15 protein-coding genes and 1 pseudogene are annotated in these 17,991 nt (G+C 68.7%); 10 read left to right on the top strand and 6 right to left on the bottom strand.

Going from position 1 to position 17,991, the window contains the following annotated elements:
* Window positions 1–3 precede the first annotated feature (3 nt).
* The 4 genes and pseudogenes from mmsA (at window position 4) to ADL12_RS27700 (ending at window position 5,675) form a co-directional block, all read left to right on the top strand.
* On the top strand, window positions 4–1,554 hold the full coding sequence (mmsA, locus tag ADL12_RS27715) for a multiple monosaccharide ABC transporter ATP-binding protein (protein ID WP_062706485.1): 1,551 nt from the start codon (window positions 4–6) through the stop codon (window positions 1,552–1,554).
* Complete coding sequence (mmsB, locus tag ADL12_RS27710) at window positions 1,551–2,795, top strand: multiple monosaccharide ABC transporter permease (protein ID WP_062706483.1); 1,245 nt, start codon at window positions 1,551–1,553, stop codon at window positions 2,793–2,795. The genes mmsA and mmsB overlap by 4 nt, the downstream gene beginning before the upstream one ends.
* 50 nt (window positions 2,796–2,845) lie before the next feature.
* Window positions 2,846–3,907: pseudogene (locus tag ADL12_RS27705) on the top strand (aldose epimerase family protein); the annotation flags it as partial.
* A 211-nt stretch (window positions 3,908–4,118) separates the two neighbouring features.
* Entirely contained in the window at window positions 4,119–5,675 is a 1,557-nt protein-coding gene (locus ADL12_RS27700) for a pyridoxal phosphate-dependent aminotransferase (protein ID WP_062706479.1), read from the top strand.
* Between the two features lie 119 nt (window positions 5,676–5,794).
* Here ADL12_RS27700 and ADL12_RS27695 read toward each other — a convergent pair whose 3' ends face one another.
* On the bottom strand, window positions 5,795–7,228 hold the full coding sequence (locus tag ADL12_RS27695; protein WP_062706477.1) for a family 43 glycosylhydrolase: 1,434 nt from the start codon (window positions 7,226–7,228) through the stop codon (window positions 5,795–5,797).
* Window positions 7,210–8,178: an arabinan endo-1,5-alpha-L-arabinosidase gene (locus tag ADL12_RS27690; protein ID WP_062706475.1), complete on the bottom strand. Its 969-nt coding sequence runs from the start codon at window positions 8,176–8,178 to the stop codon at window positions 7,210–7,212. Before ADL12_RS27690 ends, ADL12_RS27695 begins: the two co-directional genes overlap by 19 nt.
* 340 nt (window positions 8,179–8,518) lie before the next feature.
* On the opposite strand from ADL12_RS27690, the gene ADL12_RS27685 reads away from it, so the two are divergent.
* The 4 genes from ADL12_RS27685 (at window position 8,519) to ADL12_RS27670 (ending at window position 12,793) form a co-directional block, all read left to right on the top strand.
* The gene (locus ADL12_RS27685; RefSeq protein WP_159053318.1) at window positions 8,519–9,664 is read left to right on the top strand and encodes a Kelch repeat-containing protein; all 1,146 of its coding nucleotides are present in this window, start codon (window positions 8,519–8,521) and stop codon (window positions 9,662–9,664) included.
* Window positions 9,665–9,827: 163 nt separating this feature from the next.
* Window positions 9,828–11,555, top strand: a complete 1,728-nt coding sequence (locus tag ADL12_RS27680) for a hypothetical protein (protein ID WP_079052315.1) — start codon at window positions 9,828–9,830, stop codon at window positions 11,553–11,555.
* Window positions 11,542–11,937, top strand: coding sequence for a hypothetical protein (locus ADL12_RS27675; protein ID WP_063806743.1), 396 nt, complete (start codon window positions 11,542–11,544; stop codon window positions 11,935–11,937). The genes ADL12_RS27680 and ADL12_RS27675 overlap by 14 nt, the downstream gene beginning before the upstream one ends.
* 7 nt (window positions 11,938–11,944) lie before the next feature.
* Window positions 11,945–12,793: a hypothetical protein gene (locus ADL12_RS27670; RefSeq protein WP_062706471.1), complete on the top strand. Its 849-nt coding sequence runs from the start codon at window positions 11,945–11,947 to the stop codon at window positions 12,791–12,793.
* Here the strand turns inward: ADL12_RS27670 and ADL12_RS27665 are convergent.
* Window positions 12,778–13,242 carry an ATP-binding protein gene (locus ADL12_RS27665; RefSeq protein WP_062706469.1) on the bottom strand — a complete coding sequence of 155 codons (465 nt, stop codon included), beginning with the start codon at window positions 13,240–13,242 and terminating at the stop codon, window positions 12,778–12,780. The two genes, ADL12_RS27670 and ADL12_RS27665, sit on opposite strands and share 16 nt — an antisense overlap.
* Window positions 13,243–13,369: 127 nt before the next feature.
* On the opposite strand from ADL12_RS27665, the gene ADL12_RS27660 reads away from it, so the two are divergent.
* Both ADL12_RS27660 and ADL12_RS27655 read left to right on the top strand, forming a co-directional pair.
* Window positions 13,370–14,212: a helix-turn-helix domain-containing protein gene (locus tag ADL12_RS27660; protein WP_062706467.1), complete on the top strand. Its 843-nt coding sequence runs from the start codon at window positions 13,370–13,372 to the stop codon at window positions 14,210–14,212.
* Window positions 14,209–14,394 (top strand): DUF397 domain-containing protein, encoded by a 186-nt coding sequence (locus tag ADL12_RS27655; protein ID WP_062706465.1) that lies wholly within the window; start codon window positions 14,209–14,211, stop codon window positions 14,392–14,394. Before ADL12_RS27660 ends, ADL12_RS27655 begins: the two co-directional genes overlap by 4 nt.
* A gap of 50 nt (window positions 14,395–14,444) precedes the next feature.
* Here the strand turns inward: ADL12_RS27655 and ADL12_RS27650 are convergent, their stop codons facing one another.
* From ADL12_RS27650 to ADL12_RS27640, 3 genes are all read right to left on the bottom strand, one after another.
* A complete protein-coding gene (locus ADL12_RS27650; RefSeq protein WP_062706463.1) occupies window positions 14,445–14,681 on the bottom strand; it encodes a hypothetical protein in 237 nt (78 codons plus the stop codon).
* 176 nt (window positions 14,682–14,857) lie between these two features.
* Window positions 14,858–16,054 carry a winged helix-turn-helix domain-containing protein gene (locus ADL12_RS27645; RefSeq protein ID WP_063806742.1) on the bottom strand — a complete coding sequence of 399 codons (1,197 nt, stop codon included), beginning with the start codon at window positions 16,052–16,054 and terminating at the stop codon, window positions 14,858–14,860.
* 153 nt (window positions 16,055–16,207) lie between these two features.
* Entirely contained in the window at window positions 16,208–17,620 is a 1,413-nt protein-coding gene (locus tag ADL12_RS27640) for a hypothetical protein (RefSeq protein WP_208614629.1), read from the bottom strand.
* Between the last annotated feature and the right edge of the window lie 371 nt (window positions 17,621–17,991).

Below are 17,991 nucleotides of genomic sequence, written 5' to 3'. Positions count from 1 at the left end.
ACCATGGCGGGACCCGTCCTGGAAATGCGCTCGATCGTCAAGACCTTTCCCGGTGTGAAAGCGCTGTCGGACGTCACACTGACCGTCCGTCAGGGCGAGGTCCATGCCATCTGCGGTGAGAACGGCGCCGGGAAGTCCACCTTGATGAAGGTGCTCTCCGGCGTCCATCCGCACGGCAGCTACGAAGGCGAGATCCTCTTCGAGGGAGAGGAGTGCCACTTCAAGGACATCCGCGCGAGCGAGCAGCGCGGCATCGTCATCATCCACCAGGAGCTGGCGCTGTCGCCGTACCTCTCCCTCGCGGAGAACATCTTCCTCGGCAACGAACACGCCAAGGGCGGGTTCATCGACTGGCGGGAGACCCTGCGGCACGCCACCGAGCTGCTGCGCCGGGTCGGTCTCGACGACCACCCGGAGACCCGCGTCACCGACATCGGTGTGGGCAAGCAGCAGCTCGTGGAGATCGCCAAGGCGCTGTCGAAGAAGGTGAAGCTGCTCATCCTGGATGAGCCGACCGCCGCCCTGAACGACGAGGACAGCGGCAAACTCCTCGATCTGATCCTGGAGTTGAAGAAGCAGGGCATCACCTCGATCATCATCTCTCACAAGCTGAACGAGATCCGCAAGGTCGCCGACTCGGTGACGATCATCCGCGACGGCAGGTCCATCGAGACCCTCGATGTGAAGGCGCCGGAGACCACGGAGGACCGGATCATCAGCGGCATGGTGGGCCGCGACCTCGACCATCGCTTCCCCGAGCGCACCCCGCACGAGGCGGAGGTGGGCGCGGCGCCGGCCCTGGAGATCCGCGACTGGACCGTGCTCCACCCGATCGACCATCAGCGCAAGGTGGTCGACGGTGTGTCGATCAACGTGCGGCGCGGGGAGATCGTCGGTATCGCGGGCCTCATGGGTGCCGGCCGCACCGAGCTGGCGATGAGCGTCTTCGGCCGCTCCTACGGCCGTTACGCGGGCGGCACGGTCCTCAAGGACGGCACCGAGATCCGTACGAAGTCGGTGGCCGAGGCGGTCAAGAACGGCATCGCGTACGTCACCGAGGACCGCAAGCACTACGGCCTGAACCTGATCGACACGATCAACCGGAACATCTCGCTGACCGCCCTGGCCAAGGTCGCGAAGCGGGGCGTCGTCGACGAGCACGAGGAACGGCAGGTCGCCGAGCGCTACCGAAAGACCATGAACATCAAGGCACCGACGGTGTTCGAGCCGGTGGGCAAGCTGTCCGGCGGCAACCAGCAGAAGGTCGTCCTCAGCAAGTGGATCTTCGCGGGTCCGGATGTGCTGATCCTGGACGAGCCGACGCGCGGTATCGACGTCGGCGCCAAGTACGAGATCTACACGGTCATCGACAAGCTGGCCGCTGAGGGCAAGGCGGTCGTCTTCATCTCCTCCGAGCTTCCCGAACTGCTCGGAATGTGCGACCGCATCTACACGATGGCCGCAGGGCGGTTGACGGGTGAGTTCCCGCGTGCCGAGGCCACGCAGGAATCGCTGATGCGTCAGATGACGAAGGACAAAGAGGTAACCCGATGAGCACGGATGTGACCGCCAAGAGCCCGGCCCCGGCGCCGCCGGGCGGGACCGGATCGGCCTCGGGCGGCGGCCTGCTGCAGCTGATGCTGGACGGAATGCGCCGCAACATGCGTCAGTACGGCATGCTGATCGCCCTCGGCCTGATCGTCGCCTTCTTCGCGATCCTGACCGACGGCGACCTGCTGCTGCCGCGCAACGTCTCCAACCTGGTCCTGCAGAACAGCTACATCCTGATCCTCGCGATCGGCATGATGCTGGTGATCGTCGCGGGCCACATCGACCTGTCGGTCGGTTCACTCACGGCCTTCGTGGGCGCGTTCGCGGCCGTGCTGACGGTGCAGCACGATGTGTCGTGGCCGGTCGCCCTGGTCCTCTGTCTGGTGGCGGGCGCGGTCGCGGGCGCGGCGCAAGGGTTCTTCATCGCCTATCTCGGCATACCGTCGTTCATCGTCACCCTCGCGGGCATGCTGGTCTTCCGCGGAGTGACGGAGATCCTCCTGGAGGGCCAGACCCTCGGCCCGTTCCCCGACGGCCTGCAGAAGATGGGCAACGGCTTCCTGCCCGAGACCGGCCCGGAGACGAACTACCACAACATCACGCTGCTGCTGGGCTTCGCCATGATCGCCTTCGTGGTCATCCAGGAGATGCGTGACCGGGGGCGTCAGAAGGAGTTCGCGCTGGACGTGGCGCCGCGCAACATCTTCCTGCTGAAGCTGGTCGCCATCTCGGCCGCGCTGCTCACGGTCACCATGCTGCTCGCCAGCTACAAGGGCGCGCCGATCATCCTGCTGGTCCTGGGTGCGCTGGTGGTCGGCTACGGCTACCTGATGCGCAACTCCGTCTTCGGCCGGCACATCTACGCGATCGGCGGCAACCTGCCGGCGGCGAAGCTGTCCGGTGTGAAGGACAAGAAGGTCACCTTCCTGGTCTTCGTGAACATGGGCGTGCTCGCGGCCCTCGCGGGTCTGGCGATCGCCGCCCGTCTCAACGCCGCCTCGCCGAAGGCGGGTCTGAGCTACGAGCTGGAGGCCATCGCCTCGGCGTTCATCGGTGGCGCGTCCATGAGCGGCGGTGTCGGCACCGTCCTCGGCGCGATCATCGGCGGTCTCGTCCTCGGCGTGCTGAACAACGGCATGAACCTCCTCAGCGTCGGCACCGACTGGCAGCAGGTCATCAAGGGCCTCGCCCTGCTGGCCGCGGTCGGGTTCGACGTGTGGAACAAGCGCAAGGTCGGTTCGTAAGTGCACCGGAGGGCCCCGCCGGAAGGCGGGGCCCTGTTCTTTTCAGCGACGGAGGCAACACGCCGGTGAAGTCCCTCTTCGGCACCCTCGCCGACGGCACGAAGGTCCACAGCTGGTCGCTGGCCAACGGCGGCACACGGATGAAGGTCCTCTCCTACGGCGGCATCGTGCGGTCCCTGGAGGTCCCGGACCGCGACGGCCGGTACGCCAACATCTCCCTGGGCTTCGACAGCATCGAGGAGTACGTCGCCAAGAGCCCGTACTTCGGCGCTCTGATCGGCCGGTACGGCAACCGCATCGGCAAGGGCCAGTTCACCTTGGACGGCCAGAGCTACCAGCTGTCCGTCGACGACGGCGAGAACAGCCTGCACGGCGGCGCCAAGGGCTTCGACAAGCACGTGTGGGACGTCGAGCCGTTCACCAAGGGCTCGGACGTCGGCCTGTACCTCCACCACACCTCCGCCGACGGCGAGATGGGCTACCCGGGCACGCTCAAGGTGAAGGTGACGTACACCCTCACCAAGCACGGCGACTGGCGCATCGACTACGAGGCCACCACCGACAAAGCCACCGTCGTCAACCTCACCAGCCACGTGTACTGGAACCTCGCCGGCGAGGGCAGCGGCACGATCGAGAACCACGAGCTGAAGATCGCCGCCTCCCGCTACACCCCCGTCGACTCGGGCCTCATCCCCACCGGTGAGCCGGCCCCGGTCACGGGCACCCCCTTCGACTTCCGCAGCACCAGGGCGATCGGCGAGGCCCTGCGCGAGGCCCACCAGCAGTTGCTGTACGCCAAGGGCATCGACCACAACTGGGTGCTCGACAAGGGCATCTCGCCGCGCCCCGAGTGGTGCGCGACGCTGAAGGACCCCTCCTCCGGCCGCACCCTGCGGATGGCGACCACCGAGCCCGGCCTGCAGTTCTACTCGGGCAACTTCCTCGACGGCACCCTCGTCGGCCCGAGCGGGCACATCTACCGGCAGGGCGACGCGCTGTGCCTGGAGACGCAGCACTTCCCGGACTCGCCGAACAAGCCGTCGTTCCCGTCGACGGTGCTGCGGCCGGGACAGACGTACCGGTCGACGACGGTGCACTCGTTCAGCCGCTGACGTCTCATCCGAGGTCCGTTCTGACGTCCGTTCCGACGTCCGTTCTGACGGACCTTCACAGGTGGCACACAAGTTCTCACCGATTTCTCAGTGGTTGAACAGCGCCACCGCAGCCTCCGTATGTAAGGGCGGCCCGTGCTCCCCCGCGCGGGCCACCCAAGAAACGACGGGCCCGGTCGTCCCCGCCGGGCCCGCCCCATACGGAGGTTCCATGGCCGACAACGTCACCTCGCTGTTCCGCAGCACCGCGGCACACAGCCCGTCGATGGCGGCGCTGACGCGGGAGGGCGGCGACGGGGCCGGTCCGGTCGACTTCTGCATTCCCTGCAACCCCTACTTCCCGACGCCGGAGATGTTCCAGGACATGGGGGCCCGGCTGCGGGACATCATCACCTACTACCCGAGCAGCGCCGACACGATCACGGCCGAGCTGTGCAGTCTGCTCCAACTCCCGCCGCAGTGCGTGGCGATGGGCAACGGCTCCACGGAGCTGATCACCTGGATCGACCACCTGATGGTCCGTGAGTCCCTCGCCATCCCCGTCCCCACTTTCGGCCGCTGGACCGACCAGCCGATGGAGACCGGCAAGCGGGTCGACATGTTCCCGCTGCAGGAGTCCAGCGGATTCGCCCTGGACCTCGCGCAGTACGCCGAGTTCATCCGGGCCAGGGGCACGCGGGTGGCGGTGATCTGCAACCCGAACAACCCCGACGGCGGCTACCTCCACAAGCACGCGCTCGTGCAGTTCATGGACGCTATGGCCGACCTGGACCTCGTCATCGTCGACGAGTCGTTCCTGGAGTTCGCCGACGCCGAGCAGGAGCCGTCGGTCGTCCAGGAGGCGATGCTGCGCCCGAACGTCATCGTCCTGCGCAGCCTCGGCAAGAACTTCGGTCTGCACGGCATCCGCTTCGGCTACCTGGTCGCCAACCCGGCGCTCGCGGGCATGGTCCGCTCGATGCTGCCGAAGTGGAACCTCAACGCCTTCGCCGAGCACGTGGTGTTCATGCTCAAGAACCACGGCGCCGAGTACGCGCAGAGCCTCCATCAGGTGCGCCGGGACCGCCTCGACATGGCCAGCCAGCTCTCCGCGCTGCCCGGCCTGACGGTCTATCCGTCCCAGGGCAACTTCCTCTTCGTGCGCCTCCCCGTCGGCGCGGAAGGCACCGTGGTCCGGGACCGGCTGCTCACCGAGCACCGGATCCTGGTCCGCGAGTGCGGCAACAAGATCGGTTCGTCCAGCCGCTTCCTGCGACTCGTGGTGCGCCCCCAGGTGGACGTGCGTCGCCTGGTGTCCGGCCTGGAGCAGGTGCTCTACGGGACCAGGAGGGGAGCCGCCGTACCCGAGCTCGGTACAGGGACCAACTACAGCTCGGGTACGGCGGCCGTGGACCGGTTGGTCAGCTCCACCAACGGGGCGGGGATACCTGCGGTGGCTCAGCAGGCGGCGGCGATGCAGGGGACCGGCATGCCGATGCCGGCGCCGGCTCCTGCGGCCCCGATGCCCGCCCCGGCCCCTGTGGCTCCCATGCCGGCCCCGGCTCCCCCCGCGCCCGCGCCGATGCCGTTCCCGTCGCCTGTGGCGCCGGCTGCGGCTGCTGCGGCTGCCATGCCTGGGCCTACGCCGCCGGGGGTGCCGGCGCGTGGGGGGCTTACGGCCGCGCAGGTTCGGGGTACGACTGGGCCGGGGCTGACTCCGGCGCCGGCGACGGGGTGGCCGAACAGTCAGAGTTGGCCGAATGCGGCGGGGATGGGGCAGGCCGGGTAGCGCCTTATCGCCGTAGGGGGTGCGGGTACTTTGCGCGCCTGCCGGTCCGTTGTGGCTTGTCGCGCCCACGCGGCGGAGCCGCATATCGATACAGCCCCGCACCCCTGGGTGGGCTGCAGCTACGCCGGGTTTAGGCGCCACTGTTGGCAGTTGTTGCCCAGCCAGCTCCACTGGCGTACGTCCGCTCCGTCCGCCGTTCCGCAGTTCGCCACGTCGGCCACCTTGCCCGTGGCCTGGTTGGCGATCTGGACGTAGCCGTTGTCCGTGGCGATGAAGCGGAAGCGTTGGCAGGTGTTGTTCAGCCAGGACCACTGGCGGAGGTCGGCGCCGTCGGCACTGGAACAGTTCTCGGTGTCCAGGACCTTGCCGGTGGCGACATTCACCAGGCGGTGGGTGTCGTCACCCAGGTCCTCCAGGCGCCACTTCTGGTTGTTGCCGCCGCTGCATGTCCACTGCTGGACATTAGCGCCGTCGGCGGTCGAACCCCCGTCGATGTCAAGGCACTTGCCGCTGTTGCGGTTGACGACCGTGTACGTCGTGGAGGCGCCGGCCGGCTCCCCCGAGGGGCCGGTGAGAGAGGTGCCGAGGCGGACCGGGGTGCCGAAGTTCGGGGTGCCGTCGGAGTTCCAGGTGAACTTCTGGGCCCGGGCCGTACGGCCGTTGTCGCAGCCGTCGCTCGCGCTGTCGTTGGCGTGGTAGACGATCCAGTTCTCGGTGCCGTCGGGGGAGGTGAAGAAGCCGTTGTGGCCGGGCCCGTACACGCCGTTGGAGTCGCTGCGCTGGAAGACCGGCGTGGACTTCTTGGTCCAGGAGGAGGCCGAGAGCGGGTCGGATCCGGTCAGGGTCAGCTGGCCGAGTTTGTAGTCGGGCGTCCAGCAGCCGCTGCCCGAGTAGATGAGGAACGTCTTGCCGCCGCGCTGGAGGATCTCCGGCCCCTCGTTGACCGCGCCGTTGCGCTCCCAGTCGTACGTCGGCGTGGAGACGGTGGAGAAGCCGGTGGCGAGGGTGTACGGGTTCGACATCCGGGCCGCGACGATGTTCTGCGTGCCGCCGCCGGTCGCGCTGCCGAAGAGGTACAGCTGCCCGTTGATGGTCGCCACCGTCGCGTCCAGCATCCAGGCCGAGTTGAGCTGGTTCTTGTAGGTGTACGGCCCCATGGGGTCGGAGCCCGCGCTCTCCAGGACGTGGGTGCGCTGGGTCGGGTTGTAGTCGGAGATGTTCTGGCCGGCGACGTAGTACAGGTACCAGCGGCCGTTGATGAGGTGGATCTCGGGCGCCCAGATGTTGCAGCAGCGGCTGGCCGCGTCGCCCTTCCACACCTGCACGCTGGGCGCGGTGGCGAGGCCGGCCAGGGTGGTGGACTTGCGCATGGTGATGACGTCGGTCCAACTCGTCGTCACCATGTAGTAGTTGCCGTTGTGGTACGAGATCCAGGGGTCGGCGCCCTTCTGGGTCTTGACCGGGTTGGCGAAGGAGGCCGCACTCGCGGACGGCTGCCCGATCGAGAGGGCCAGCAGCAACGCTGCCAGCAGGGTCAGTATGCGACGGGCCATCCGGTGCTCCAGTTCAGTAGGTTGATGCCCAGCTTGGGCGTGCCGTTGTCGTTGCCGTCGTAGTAGTGGTAGACGATCAGGTCGCCGTCGGAGTCGTTCATGATCGACTGTCCGCCGGGGCCGATGATGCTGCCGTGCGACTCCAGGACCGGCGTCCCGCCGTTGTTCATCATCGAGACGCCGTTCTTGTCGACGTACGGCCCGGTGACGCTGGTGGCGCGGCCGACCTTGACCTTGTATGTGGAGCTGGTGCCGGCGCAGCAGGTGTCGTAGGACGCGAAGAGGTAGTAGTAGCTGCCCCGCTTGACGATGTACGGCGCCTCGACGGCCTTCGTCCCGGTCGGGCGGGAGGCGAGCGAGTACCGGGTGGTGTTGCTCGACAGCTGCTTCCCGGTGGACGGGTTGATCTGGATCATCTTGATGCCGGTCCACCAACTGCCGAAGGACAGCCACCACTTGCCGTCGCCGTCGACGAAGAGGTTGGGGTCGATGGCGTTGTAGTCGCTGGAGGAGCCGGACGTGTAGACCGTGCCCTGGTCGGTCCAGCTGCCGGGCCGGCCGGTGCTGGAGGTGGCGAGACCGATGGCCGAGGTGTTCGAGCCGAACTTCGAGACGGAGTAGTACATCAGGTACTTGCCGCCCTGGTACGCGATGTCCGGCGCCCAGGCCTCCGGGACGGAGGAGTAGGTCGACCACCAACTCGGGCGGCTGCCGAAGGCGTCGGCGCCCGCACTGAAGGCGGTGCGGTCGGACGACGTCTTGCTGGCGATGCCGCCGCCGGTGGCGTACAGCAGGTATTCGCCCGACGAGGCGCGGATCATCGACGGGTCGTGCGTGACGACGGAGCCGGTGACCCGGCCGGGGTTGGGGTAGGCCGACGCCGAGGACGGGACGAGGGCGAGGAGGGCGGCGACGGGAATGGCGAGGAGGGTCGTGCGCTTGCGGCTCATGCGGGACACACTCCTGTTCTGTATTGTTCAGAATTTCGAACAACGATCGTCACTTCGGACGGGAACGTAGAATCGAATCACTTGCGCGTCAATGGCCCGCGCAGCACCGGACGCCACGGGAAGTGCCGTGGGACAGGCGGGTGACGTGCCCGAATGGAGCCGCTGGCGTCGCCCTCAGACAGCAGTCATGCCTTAAATCACACTGGACGCCCCGCTGTCGCTGTGTGCCGGGGTGCCTCGCAGATCGCGGCCATCGGTGAGGAAGGGCGGCACGTAGGTGGAGATCTCGTTGACTCGCGCAGGCAGGGTGCGAAGGGCGCCGATGGGCCGGTTGCGGCCGGTGGCAGATGCTCCGGTCTCGTCCGGGCGTGCTTGGTGCCGTCGGCTGCTCGTCGCGTTCCTGGCACCGCTGCTCGCCCTGACGCCCACGCTCGCGCATGCCCAGGCCGTCTGGCTGACGCTGCCCGGCATGCCCACCGCCCGCCTCAGCCATGCGGCGGCGACCGCGCCCTGCCCCCAGGGTGTCCCAGGGCTGAGGGGGACCTGCGTCTACACCTTCGGTGGTCGAAACGCCTTCGGGAACGGTCCGCTCAACACGGTGGAGGCCTACAGCCCGGACACCAACACATGGCGGACCCTGCCCGAGCTGCCCACCGCCCGCTTCGCGCTCGGAGGTGTGGCGGCGCCGTGCCCCCAGGGCGTCCCAGAGCTGAGGGGAACCTGCGTCTACGCCATCGGCGGCTTCACGGGGAGTGACTGGCCCAACCCGAGCTTCAACGCACGCACGGTGGAGGCTTACAGCCCGGTCACCAACACATGGCGGACCCTCCCCGAGCTGCCGACCGCCCGCAGCTTCTTGGCCGGCGCGACGGCGCCGTGCCCCGTGGGTGTCCCAGGGCTGCGAGGAACCTGCGTCTATGCCATCGGCGGCGACTTCGGTAACGCGGTGGAGGCTTACAGCCCGGTCACCAACGCCTGGCGGACCCTGCCTTCGCTCGGCACCTCACGCGACGCCCCAGCCGGTGCGTCGGCGCCCTGCCCCCAGGGTGTCCCCGGACTGAGCGGGACCTGCGTATACGCCATCGGCGGGTTCAACTTCGACGACGAGATCCTGAACACCGTGGAGGCTTACAGCCCCACCACGAACACATGGCGGCCCCTGCCCTCGATGGGCGCCCCCAATGTCGCTCTCGCGGGTGCGTCGGCATCCTGCCCTCCGGGGGTCCCCGGGCTGGCCGGGACCTGCGTCTACGCCTTCGGCGGGTTCAACTTCAGCGAAGAGGTCCTGGACAGGGTGGAGGCTTACAGCCCGGCCACCAACACATGGCGGACCCTCCCCGATCTGCCCACCGCCCGCTTCGAGCTAGCGGGGACGACGGCGCCCTGCCCCACTGCCCAGGCGCCCGGGATCACCTGCGTGTATGCCCTTGGCGGCGCCGACAGTTCCTTCAATGCCCGCAGCACGGTGGAGGCGTTCGCCCTCTGACAACGCCCCGCGCGGTCACGGCACATGCGACACCCCACACGCCCCGGCCGCGCATTCCTCCACCGTTTATTCACTCCGTAGTCAGTCCGTCACTCCGTATGCTGAAGTGTTGGCCCGCCAACTCACTTACAGCACAAGGCTGAACGCCTCGGGGGACGAGACAGTGACGCAGCAGACCTTGGTGCCGCAGCAGCCGGAGCCGCCGGACGGGCGGTCCGCGCCGCCCCGGACCGCCCCGCACGCCAGCGAGGCGACACGCCTGCTGTGTGCCGGCACCTATCTCGACGAGACATACCGGCACACGGTCATCGAGGAGCTCTACGTCCACGACGAGCGCCTCGTCGCCCCCTCGTTCGGCTTCGACGCGGCCCGCGTACTGGCCCACGCCCTGCGCGCGCAGCGCCTGGACGTGAGCTGGGCCGCGGCCATCCTGGCGCTGTGGATCGTCAGCCTGCCGCTCACGCACCGGCTGAGTCTGCTGTATCTGATGCCCGTTGTGGTGACGTTCCTGGCCGCCAAGGTGCGCGGGTCCTCGTCGCGGCCGTACCGCCGCTACGTGGCCTGGACCATGCGCCTGTACGCCCGGTTTTCCGCGGTCTTCGCCGTGCTCACGCCGTACGCGATCGGCACCAGGGACGACGAGCTGCTGGCGAACACCGAGGCGTTCTGGGACGTCCTGGTGATCCCCCGGCTCATCTTTGCCGACGGCCTCTACGAGATCACCCGCCTCCAGGCGTGGATCGCACTGGCCCTCCCGCTGGTGGTGGCGCTGACCGTCGGCCTCCAGCGCCACCAGGTCTCCCGCGCGCTGGCGGGCGAGCTGTCCCGGACCAGGTTCCCCGACGCCGCGGCCGACCCCGCCGAGCGGACCACCGAGGGCAGCCGCTTCCACCACCTGCGGGACCGCATCCGAATCGAGCAGCGGGCGGGGTTGGTGATGTACCGGGCGGACCGGCCGTTCTGCGGCGCAGGCACCCCGTACGACACGTGGTCCCTGTCCGTCGAACTACGGCCGCGCACAGATCTCGGGATACCTCCGCTGCCGCTGGACAACCAGACCGTCCTCGACCGGATCCAGCCCCTGCTGGAGGCTTTGCGCGAGCCCGCCACCGCCCGCACCCCGCAGGGCGCGGCGGCCGTACGGGACCGGCTGCGACACCTGCAGATCGACGAGTGCGTCTTCCTCCCGGTGGACGGACTGCCCGGCAGACAGTACGCCCCCTACGGCTCCGGGCAGTTCGAGCAGCACCGGGCCCGCGCCGTCGAGGAGGGCGGCGAGACCCGGCGCCACTTCCTGCGGGTGCAGGTCGGCGGCTGGGAGGAGGAGCTGGTCACCACCGTCTTCGTCCGAGTGCACACCCAGGGCGGCATGCTGATGCTGGAGGTCGCACCGCACGTCCTGCGCCCGGTACGGCCGCAGTTCCGGGAGGCCGACCGACTGGCCCACGACTACCTCCACGCCAACTCGCTCGGCAAGGCGGTCCGGGCGCTGTCCCGCGTCCCGCACACCGCCGGCCGGTCCGTCGTCACCGTGTGGCGGACCCTCACCCTGCTCGGCCGGCTGGCCTCCCACGGCTCCGGCCGGGCCATGCCGGACGGGCCGGCCGTCTCGGTGCGCGAACTGGGCTCGGACGACGAGGCGTCGCTCTTCCAGGAGATGGACCACCAGCGCTACCTGAAGACGATTCAGGACCGGGTCGCCAACGGTGTGCGCCGTGCCCTGAGCGAGGCGGGCTACCGCACCGAGGAGTTCGAGCAGAAGATCATCAACGTCAGCAACGGCGGAGTGCTGATCGAGCAGGCCAGCGGCGCGTTCGCCTTCGGCGAGCACAGCGTGGCCAACAACCAGGAAGCCGGAAGCTCGGAAGGGACGGACAGTGGCAGCGGATGAGGCGGCGCCGGGCGGCGAGGGCCCTGGTGGCACTCAGAACATCCACATCGGCACGGCAAAGGGGGCCTTCGCCTTCGGCGCCCACAGCGTGGCGAACAACTACGAGGCGCCGCGCCAGGCGCTCGCCGCCGAACAGGAGGAACTGCTCCAGGTCGTGGGGCAGTTGCGCGAGGAGCTGAGGGCCTTCGCCCGGAGCCCCGAGACCGACGAGCTGACGCGGCAGCTCGACGAGACGCGGGGCGAGATCCAGAACACCGGTGAGGCGAGCCCGGGCCGGCTGACCCGCCTGCGCCAGGCCCTCCAGGACGCCGCCGCGGCGGTCGGCCTGGCGGCCTCGGGCGCGGCGGTCACGCAGGCCGTGGTGGCACTGTTGGGAGGGTGACGGTGGGATGAGCGGCACATCGGGGGACGGCGGCATCCGCTGGAACGACGAGACGCAGCGCTGGGAGACGGCGGGCGAGTCCGGGGCGGTCGTGCCGCCGACTTCGCCGCCACCGCCGGTACCTGCGTACGACCCGTCGGGACCGGGCGATGACGTGACCTACGCGGTGACGGCGCCGCCCGACCCGCTTCCGAGGTCGAGGCACACGACGGCACTGATCGCGGGTGCGACGGTCGCCGTGGTCGCGGGCGGCATCGCTTTCGGGGTGCTGGCGCTGCAGGACGACGGGACAGGTGTCGAGGCCGGGACCGACGCGGCGTCCGTGGTCAGCGCGTCGCAGACGGCGACGTCGGACACCGGCCTGGGCGGCGGCCCTGCGGACAGCGGCCCGCCCACGGACACACCGTCACCGACCGAGCTGCCGTCGGACTTCGTGATCCGGAAGGACCCCGCCGGCTTCACCATCGCCGTGCCGAAGGGCTGGGTGCGGGAGGAGAGGGAGAACGGCGTCTTCTACACCGCGCTCGACGACCCTTGCTGCCTCGTGCAGATCTATGTCGGGGAGGCGGACATCACCCCGTACGAGGCGCTGCGCCGGACCTCCGAGGACCGGGCGCGAAGCACCAAGAACTACGAGGAGATCAGCCTCCGGACGACAACGGAGGTGCCGGGGCAGGACGGTGCTGAGCTGGTGTACGCCTACGACCTCCCGGACGGGACCCGACGCCAGGTCGTCGACCGCGCCTTCGTGGCCGAGAACGGCGAGCAGTACGCGGTGCTGATGGCGGCGACGGACAACGATTGGCCGGGGCAGCGGCAAATTCTCCAGGTCGCATTGGATCACTTCGCGCCGTGACCTCGCCATAGATCGACCTCGGCACGGACGGTCTTGCCGGGCGCCGGGTCGCGATCGACCACCTCCCACCGGTCGGCCATAGCATCGACGAGGACGAGTCCGCGGCCGTGTTCGTCGAGGGGGCGCGGCGGCCGTACGTCGCCGGGTTTCGGGGGGCGGGGTTCGGTACGGGTGTCGCTGATCTCGATACGCACGCTGCCGGTGGGGAGCGACAGGCGCAGCTCGAAGTCCCGGCCTGGAACTCGGCCGTGGATCACGGCGTTGGCGGCCAGCTCGGCGACGATCACGGCGACGGCTTCGGAGGTGCGGCTGCCGTGCGGGATGCCCCAGGCCTGGAGTTGGGTCACGGCCAGGTGCCGGGCCAGGCGGGCGCCTCGGGGGGTGGCGCTCAGGCGCTGGGCGAACATACGTACGGTGACCGGGGGTTGGGGGGTGTGGGGTGCGAGCATGCGCCCAATTTGGCGGGCGACGGGGGCAGTTCACCAGGCGAGGAGCGCGTACGGTGCGGGAGCGTACGCGGTTACAGGCTGGACAGTACGCGTGACGGACCGTAACCATGTGCGCGGGAGGTGACCGATGGTGGTCGATGGTGCGGGTGCGGGCACGGGTGGCGAGCCGGAGTCGTCGGACAGTCTGCGGACGTTCGGGGCGGTTGTACAGGCCCTGCGGGAGCATGCGGGGTTGAGCCGGGAGGAGTTCGGGGACCGGGTGGGGCTCTCCAAACACTCGGTGGCTTCCATCGAGTTGGGGCGGCGGATGCCGGATCCGACGTTCCCGGAGCGGTCAGAGGGGGTGCTGGGGAATACGGGGGCCTTGAAGAAGGCGGCGCTGCATCTGGCTCGGCAGCCGGGGCTGGCGGCGTGGTTTCGGAAGTGGGCGCGGCTGGAGTCGACGGCGATCACGCTGTACACGTACGAATGCCGACTGATCCCGGGGCTGTTGCAGACCGAGGCGTACGCGCGGACCTTGTTCACCACCCAGCTCCCGCCCCTGGACGACGAGCAGATCGAGGCGCAGTGGGCAGCACGGGCTGAACGGCAGCGACTGCTGCGGGAACGGCCGAACACGGCGTTCGCCTTCGTCCTGGAGGAGCACTTGTTCCGGCGGCGAACCGGCGGTTTGGCGGTTACGCGAGAGCTCATCGACCACGTACTGGGCATCGCCGAGCTGCGGAACATCGAGATCCAGATCATGCCGACGGAACGGGAGACGCACTCGGGGCTCGACGGCCCGATGCAGCTCCTGGAGACGCCGGAGAACAAGTGGTTCGCCTACTGCGAGGGCCAGCGAGGCGGACTGCTCATCTCCGACGCGAAAGAGGTCAGCGTCCTCCAGAGGCGGTATGCCAGTATGCGTTCGCAGGCTCTCACCCCTGAAGACTCCGTGGGCCTGTTGCAGCGGATGCGAGGAGAGCTATGAGCACCAGCGAACTGGCCTGGTTCAAGAGCAGCTACAGCAGCGGCGGCGACGGCGACTGCGTAGAGGTCGCCACCTGCCCCCACACCATCCACGTTCGCGACTCGAAGGCCCCGGAGGAGCGTCAGCTGGCGCTTTCGGCGGAATCCTGGGGGGCGTTCGTCTCTTATTGCAGGAAAGGTTAAGCATTCGGGCCCCGGAATCAAATGATCCAGGGCCCGTTGCACATGTTTCGTCAGTGAGCGGCAGCGTGCCCGTGCGCGTGGACGCCCAGCGCGACGCCCTCGGGCGAAATCGCGGCAACGACGTCGGCGCAGCCAACGGCGGTCAGGGTGTCGGCGAGACCACCGGCGATGCCACCGGAGAGGGTGCCCGCGAGACCGGCGGAGGCGCCGCCCGCCATGCCACCGGAGATGTTGTCCAGGACGGCGTCGGCGATCTCAGCCGTTTCAACCTGAGAGGTGAAGCTCATAACCTGCGGTTCCCTTCGAGTGAACACATTGCAAAACACGGCGGTGGCCACCCGATTCCCGGGCCGGGACCCATTCCCGACGCCTCACGCCGTGCGCAGGATCAAAGCACGCCGATGAGGAGACGGCCAGCCGCCTCATGACGGTGCACGATGCATTCCTGCGACCGGCTTCACGGCTATGACCGTCGGGTCACCGAATACGCCAACTTCTTCACGGGACCTGCCGCCTTACTGCGTACGTGACTGTTGCGACCCGGTTTCCAAGGCGGACACTTCGGCGTCAAGGCGGCGCGCGGCGACAGGGATGTGGTGGATGGCCAGGCCCGGCATGAACTCCTGGTGCGCTGGTGTGGACGTTTGCCGGAGGTTCCGGCCGAACGCCGTTGGCGCGGGGCCGTACGGCCGTCCAGCAGTGCCATCCCGAGCGGCGTCACGGAATGCAGTACCGCCTTCCCCGCCCTGCACGTGCTGAGCAGCCCCGCCTTCCGCAGGACGCCGGCATGATGGCTTGCCGTGGCCGGGGCGATGTCCGCGTCGTGGGCGAGTTCGGTGGTCGTCACGCCGTGGTCCGCGACCGTTTCCAGGATTCCGGCGCGGGTGCGTCCGAGGAGGGCGTTCAGGGAACGGAGCCCCGGTGCGCCACCGCTCAGAACCGTCTCGTGGGTCATCGGGTAGACCACGACGCACGGCAGCGCCGGATCCTTCAGCAGGGTCGGCTTGCGCCAGCAGAAGTACGACGGGAGGGGGAGGACCAACAATCCGCGCCCGTCGAGGCGTACGTCACGCTCCGCGCCCAGCCCCCTCACCTCCAGAACCGGACGGCGCCAGACGAGCCCGGGGTGGAGGGCACTCAGCAGTCCCCCGAGGCCGCCGTCCGCCAAGTACTGGCCGTGGCCAGCGCGTTCGGCGTCGAAGCGGGTACGGACGTACCCCCACCAAGGCGCCGGCGCGGTCGCGAAGTACTCCCGGAACGTTCGCGCGAGGTGGGCGACGGCCTCCTTGTCACCGTCGGCCAGCGACCTCGCCCACGGCGGCAGGCTTCGACCTGCACGGGACAGTTCCACCAGGTCGCGCCGGAGCCGCTGCCGTGGCGTGGACAGCAGCGCGCCGACCCCGGCGTCCAGGCCGCCGGTGCCGGCCGCCGGGGTGAGAAAGTCCGCCGAGTACCCGACCGGCGGGGCCAGGCGGAGCAACGGCCGTACAGCCGCTGGCAGTTCGCGACGCACCCGCTGACGCCAGCCGCCGAACGCGGCGGAGCCGTCGCCCGTCTGCAGCATGTGCATGCTGAGCAGCGCCTCCCACATGGGATCGGGAGCCGGTGCCAGCCGGATGTGTGCGAGGTCATCGTCGGTGAAGTGAATCCGTACTGCCATGTGAGCCATCCCCGTTCGGCACATCGTGCATCCACATGCTCCGACGATCCCCGGCTCTTGCCATCCTCAGAAGTCATGGGGCGCCCCCCCCACATGGCGACGCCCCGCCGCACGGCCATGCGCGACGGGGCGTTCGATCGTGTGGCGCGGTGATCAGGCGGTGGGTGCCATCGCGATCAGAACCGACTGGAGGTCGTAGTTGCTGCCGCCCGGGGCCTGCAGATAGGCACCGCCGTACTGCGTGACCGCCGTCGGCGACCTCAGCTTGCCGTCGTACAGCGACATGTCCGAACCGTTCGTGGTGCTCGGGTCCTTGCTGAACGAAGGCATCGAGGTCGCACTCGGCGTGCGGATGTCCGCGCCGGTCGCCGCGTCCATCAGCACCGGCTGGACCTCGGACTGGGCGTAGACGACGCCGTGGAACGCCGCGGTGACCGCCGGGACGAGCCGGCTCGCCGACTTGCCGGTGTACCCCCAGGTCTTCTTGCCGGTGGTGTCGTCGAAGCCGATGATCTCCTTGCCGCCGGACGCGCCGGACGTGCCGGACGTGCAGACCACAGCCTTGGCCTGATCACCCCAGCAGGTGGCGGTGCTCACTTGATCGTCCACAACCTGCAATTTGGTCTGCACGACGGCGCCGCTGGCGTAGTCGACCGAGTAAAGGACGTTGTTGTACTTGTCGTTGCCCTCGTACGAGTTGGAGGCTAGGTAGGCGCGCTTGGAGCCGCTGCCTGCCGGGTTCAGGTAGTCCTGCTTGGTCGAGGTCTGCTTGGTGATCTTGCCGGTCGTGCCATCGGCGATCACGATCGTGCCGTCGCCCGCACCCTCCAGGTTTCTGCCCTTTGCGCCGGCGACGACACCGTTCAGCACGCCCGCGGGGGTGACGAACGGGATGACGGTCGACTTCTGGGTCTTCGGGTCGGCATAGACCGTGAACACCTCGCCGCCCTTGTTCGCGGCCTCCTCGCCGGCGGCTCCGACACCGACGACGATCTGCCCGGTGGCGGCGTCGTACGCCTGGCTCACCACGTTGTCGCCGCCTTGGCCGGCGCCGAGGGCCGGGGTGAGGTCCGCGGTGACCTCGGCGACCTTCTTACCGTCGGTCGCATTGAGCCACTGGAACACCACCTGGCCCTTGGCCTTCTGGGTGCCGTTGCCCTTGTCGTTCTGAACGTAAGCGATCGCCACGACGTCCTTGCCGTCCAGTTGGACGCCCATCGGTGCGGTCGCGTCCACCGTCTCGGTGGTGGGCGCCGCAACGGACGGGACGGTCCACGGCTGGCCGTGCGCGGCGATGTTGCGGCCGGTGACACCGGTGAGTCCTGAGATCAGGGAGGTCTGGCCCACCATGCCGGCCTGGAGCGTGTACTGACTGTCCTTCTCCGTGCGCTCGACCCCGAACGCCGACATCGCGACGAATGCCTTGGGCGGGTCGAAGGAGGCGACAGCCGGCGCCGACGCTTTGGTGCTGCCGCCGCTCTCGGATGTCGAGTCGGACTTGTCGTCGTTGCTGCCGCTGCAACCTGCCAGCAGAACGACGGCGGTGGCGATGGTGGCAACGGCCATCGGGCGCTGCATCGTCGGTTACTCCCCCAGTCGACCCGGTAATGATCGGCCCGAACGCTAGCAGTTGCGATCCTCCGGCTCAGGCAGTCGTCCACAGCCGCCCGAAGGCTTCACCTGATTCTTGCGAGGATGCCCCGGCGTTCACGCCGGGGAGGAATCGCTTCCCGTGACGGCGACGCGGAGCGTCGCCGTGTCCGGTCTCCTGGGCCGCGGAGCGCCCGCAAAGCCGCCGACGGAGCCGAAAAGCGAACGGCTGTGCCCGTGTTCGCCGGTGAGGGTGACTTTGCCGTAGTGGGGTACGGGTGTGCGCATGCCGCACGTACGGTCTCATCGTGGAAGCTGGGCGATCGGGCGGGGCGTGGGAGGGGGGA

Origin of the sequence: Streptomyces regalis (genome assembly GCF_001509475.1) — a bacterium.
In the GTDB taxonomy this organism is placed as follows: Bacteria; Actinomycetota; Actinomycetes; order Streptomycetales; family Streptomycetaceae; genus Streptomyces; species Streptomyces regalis.
This window is presented reverse-complemented; position numbering and strand designations above follow the sequence as displayed.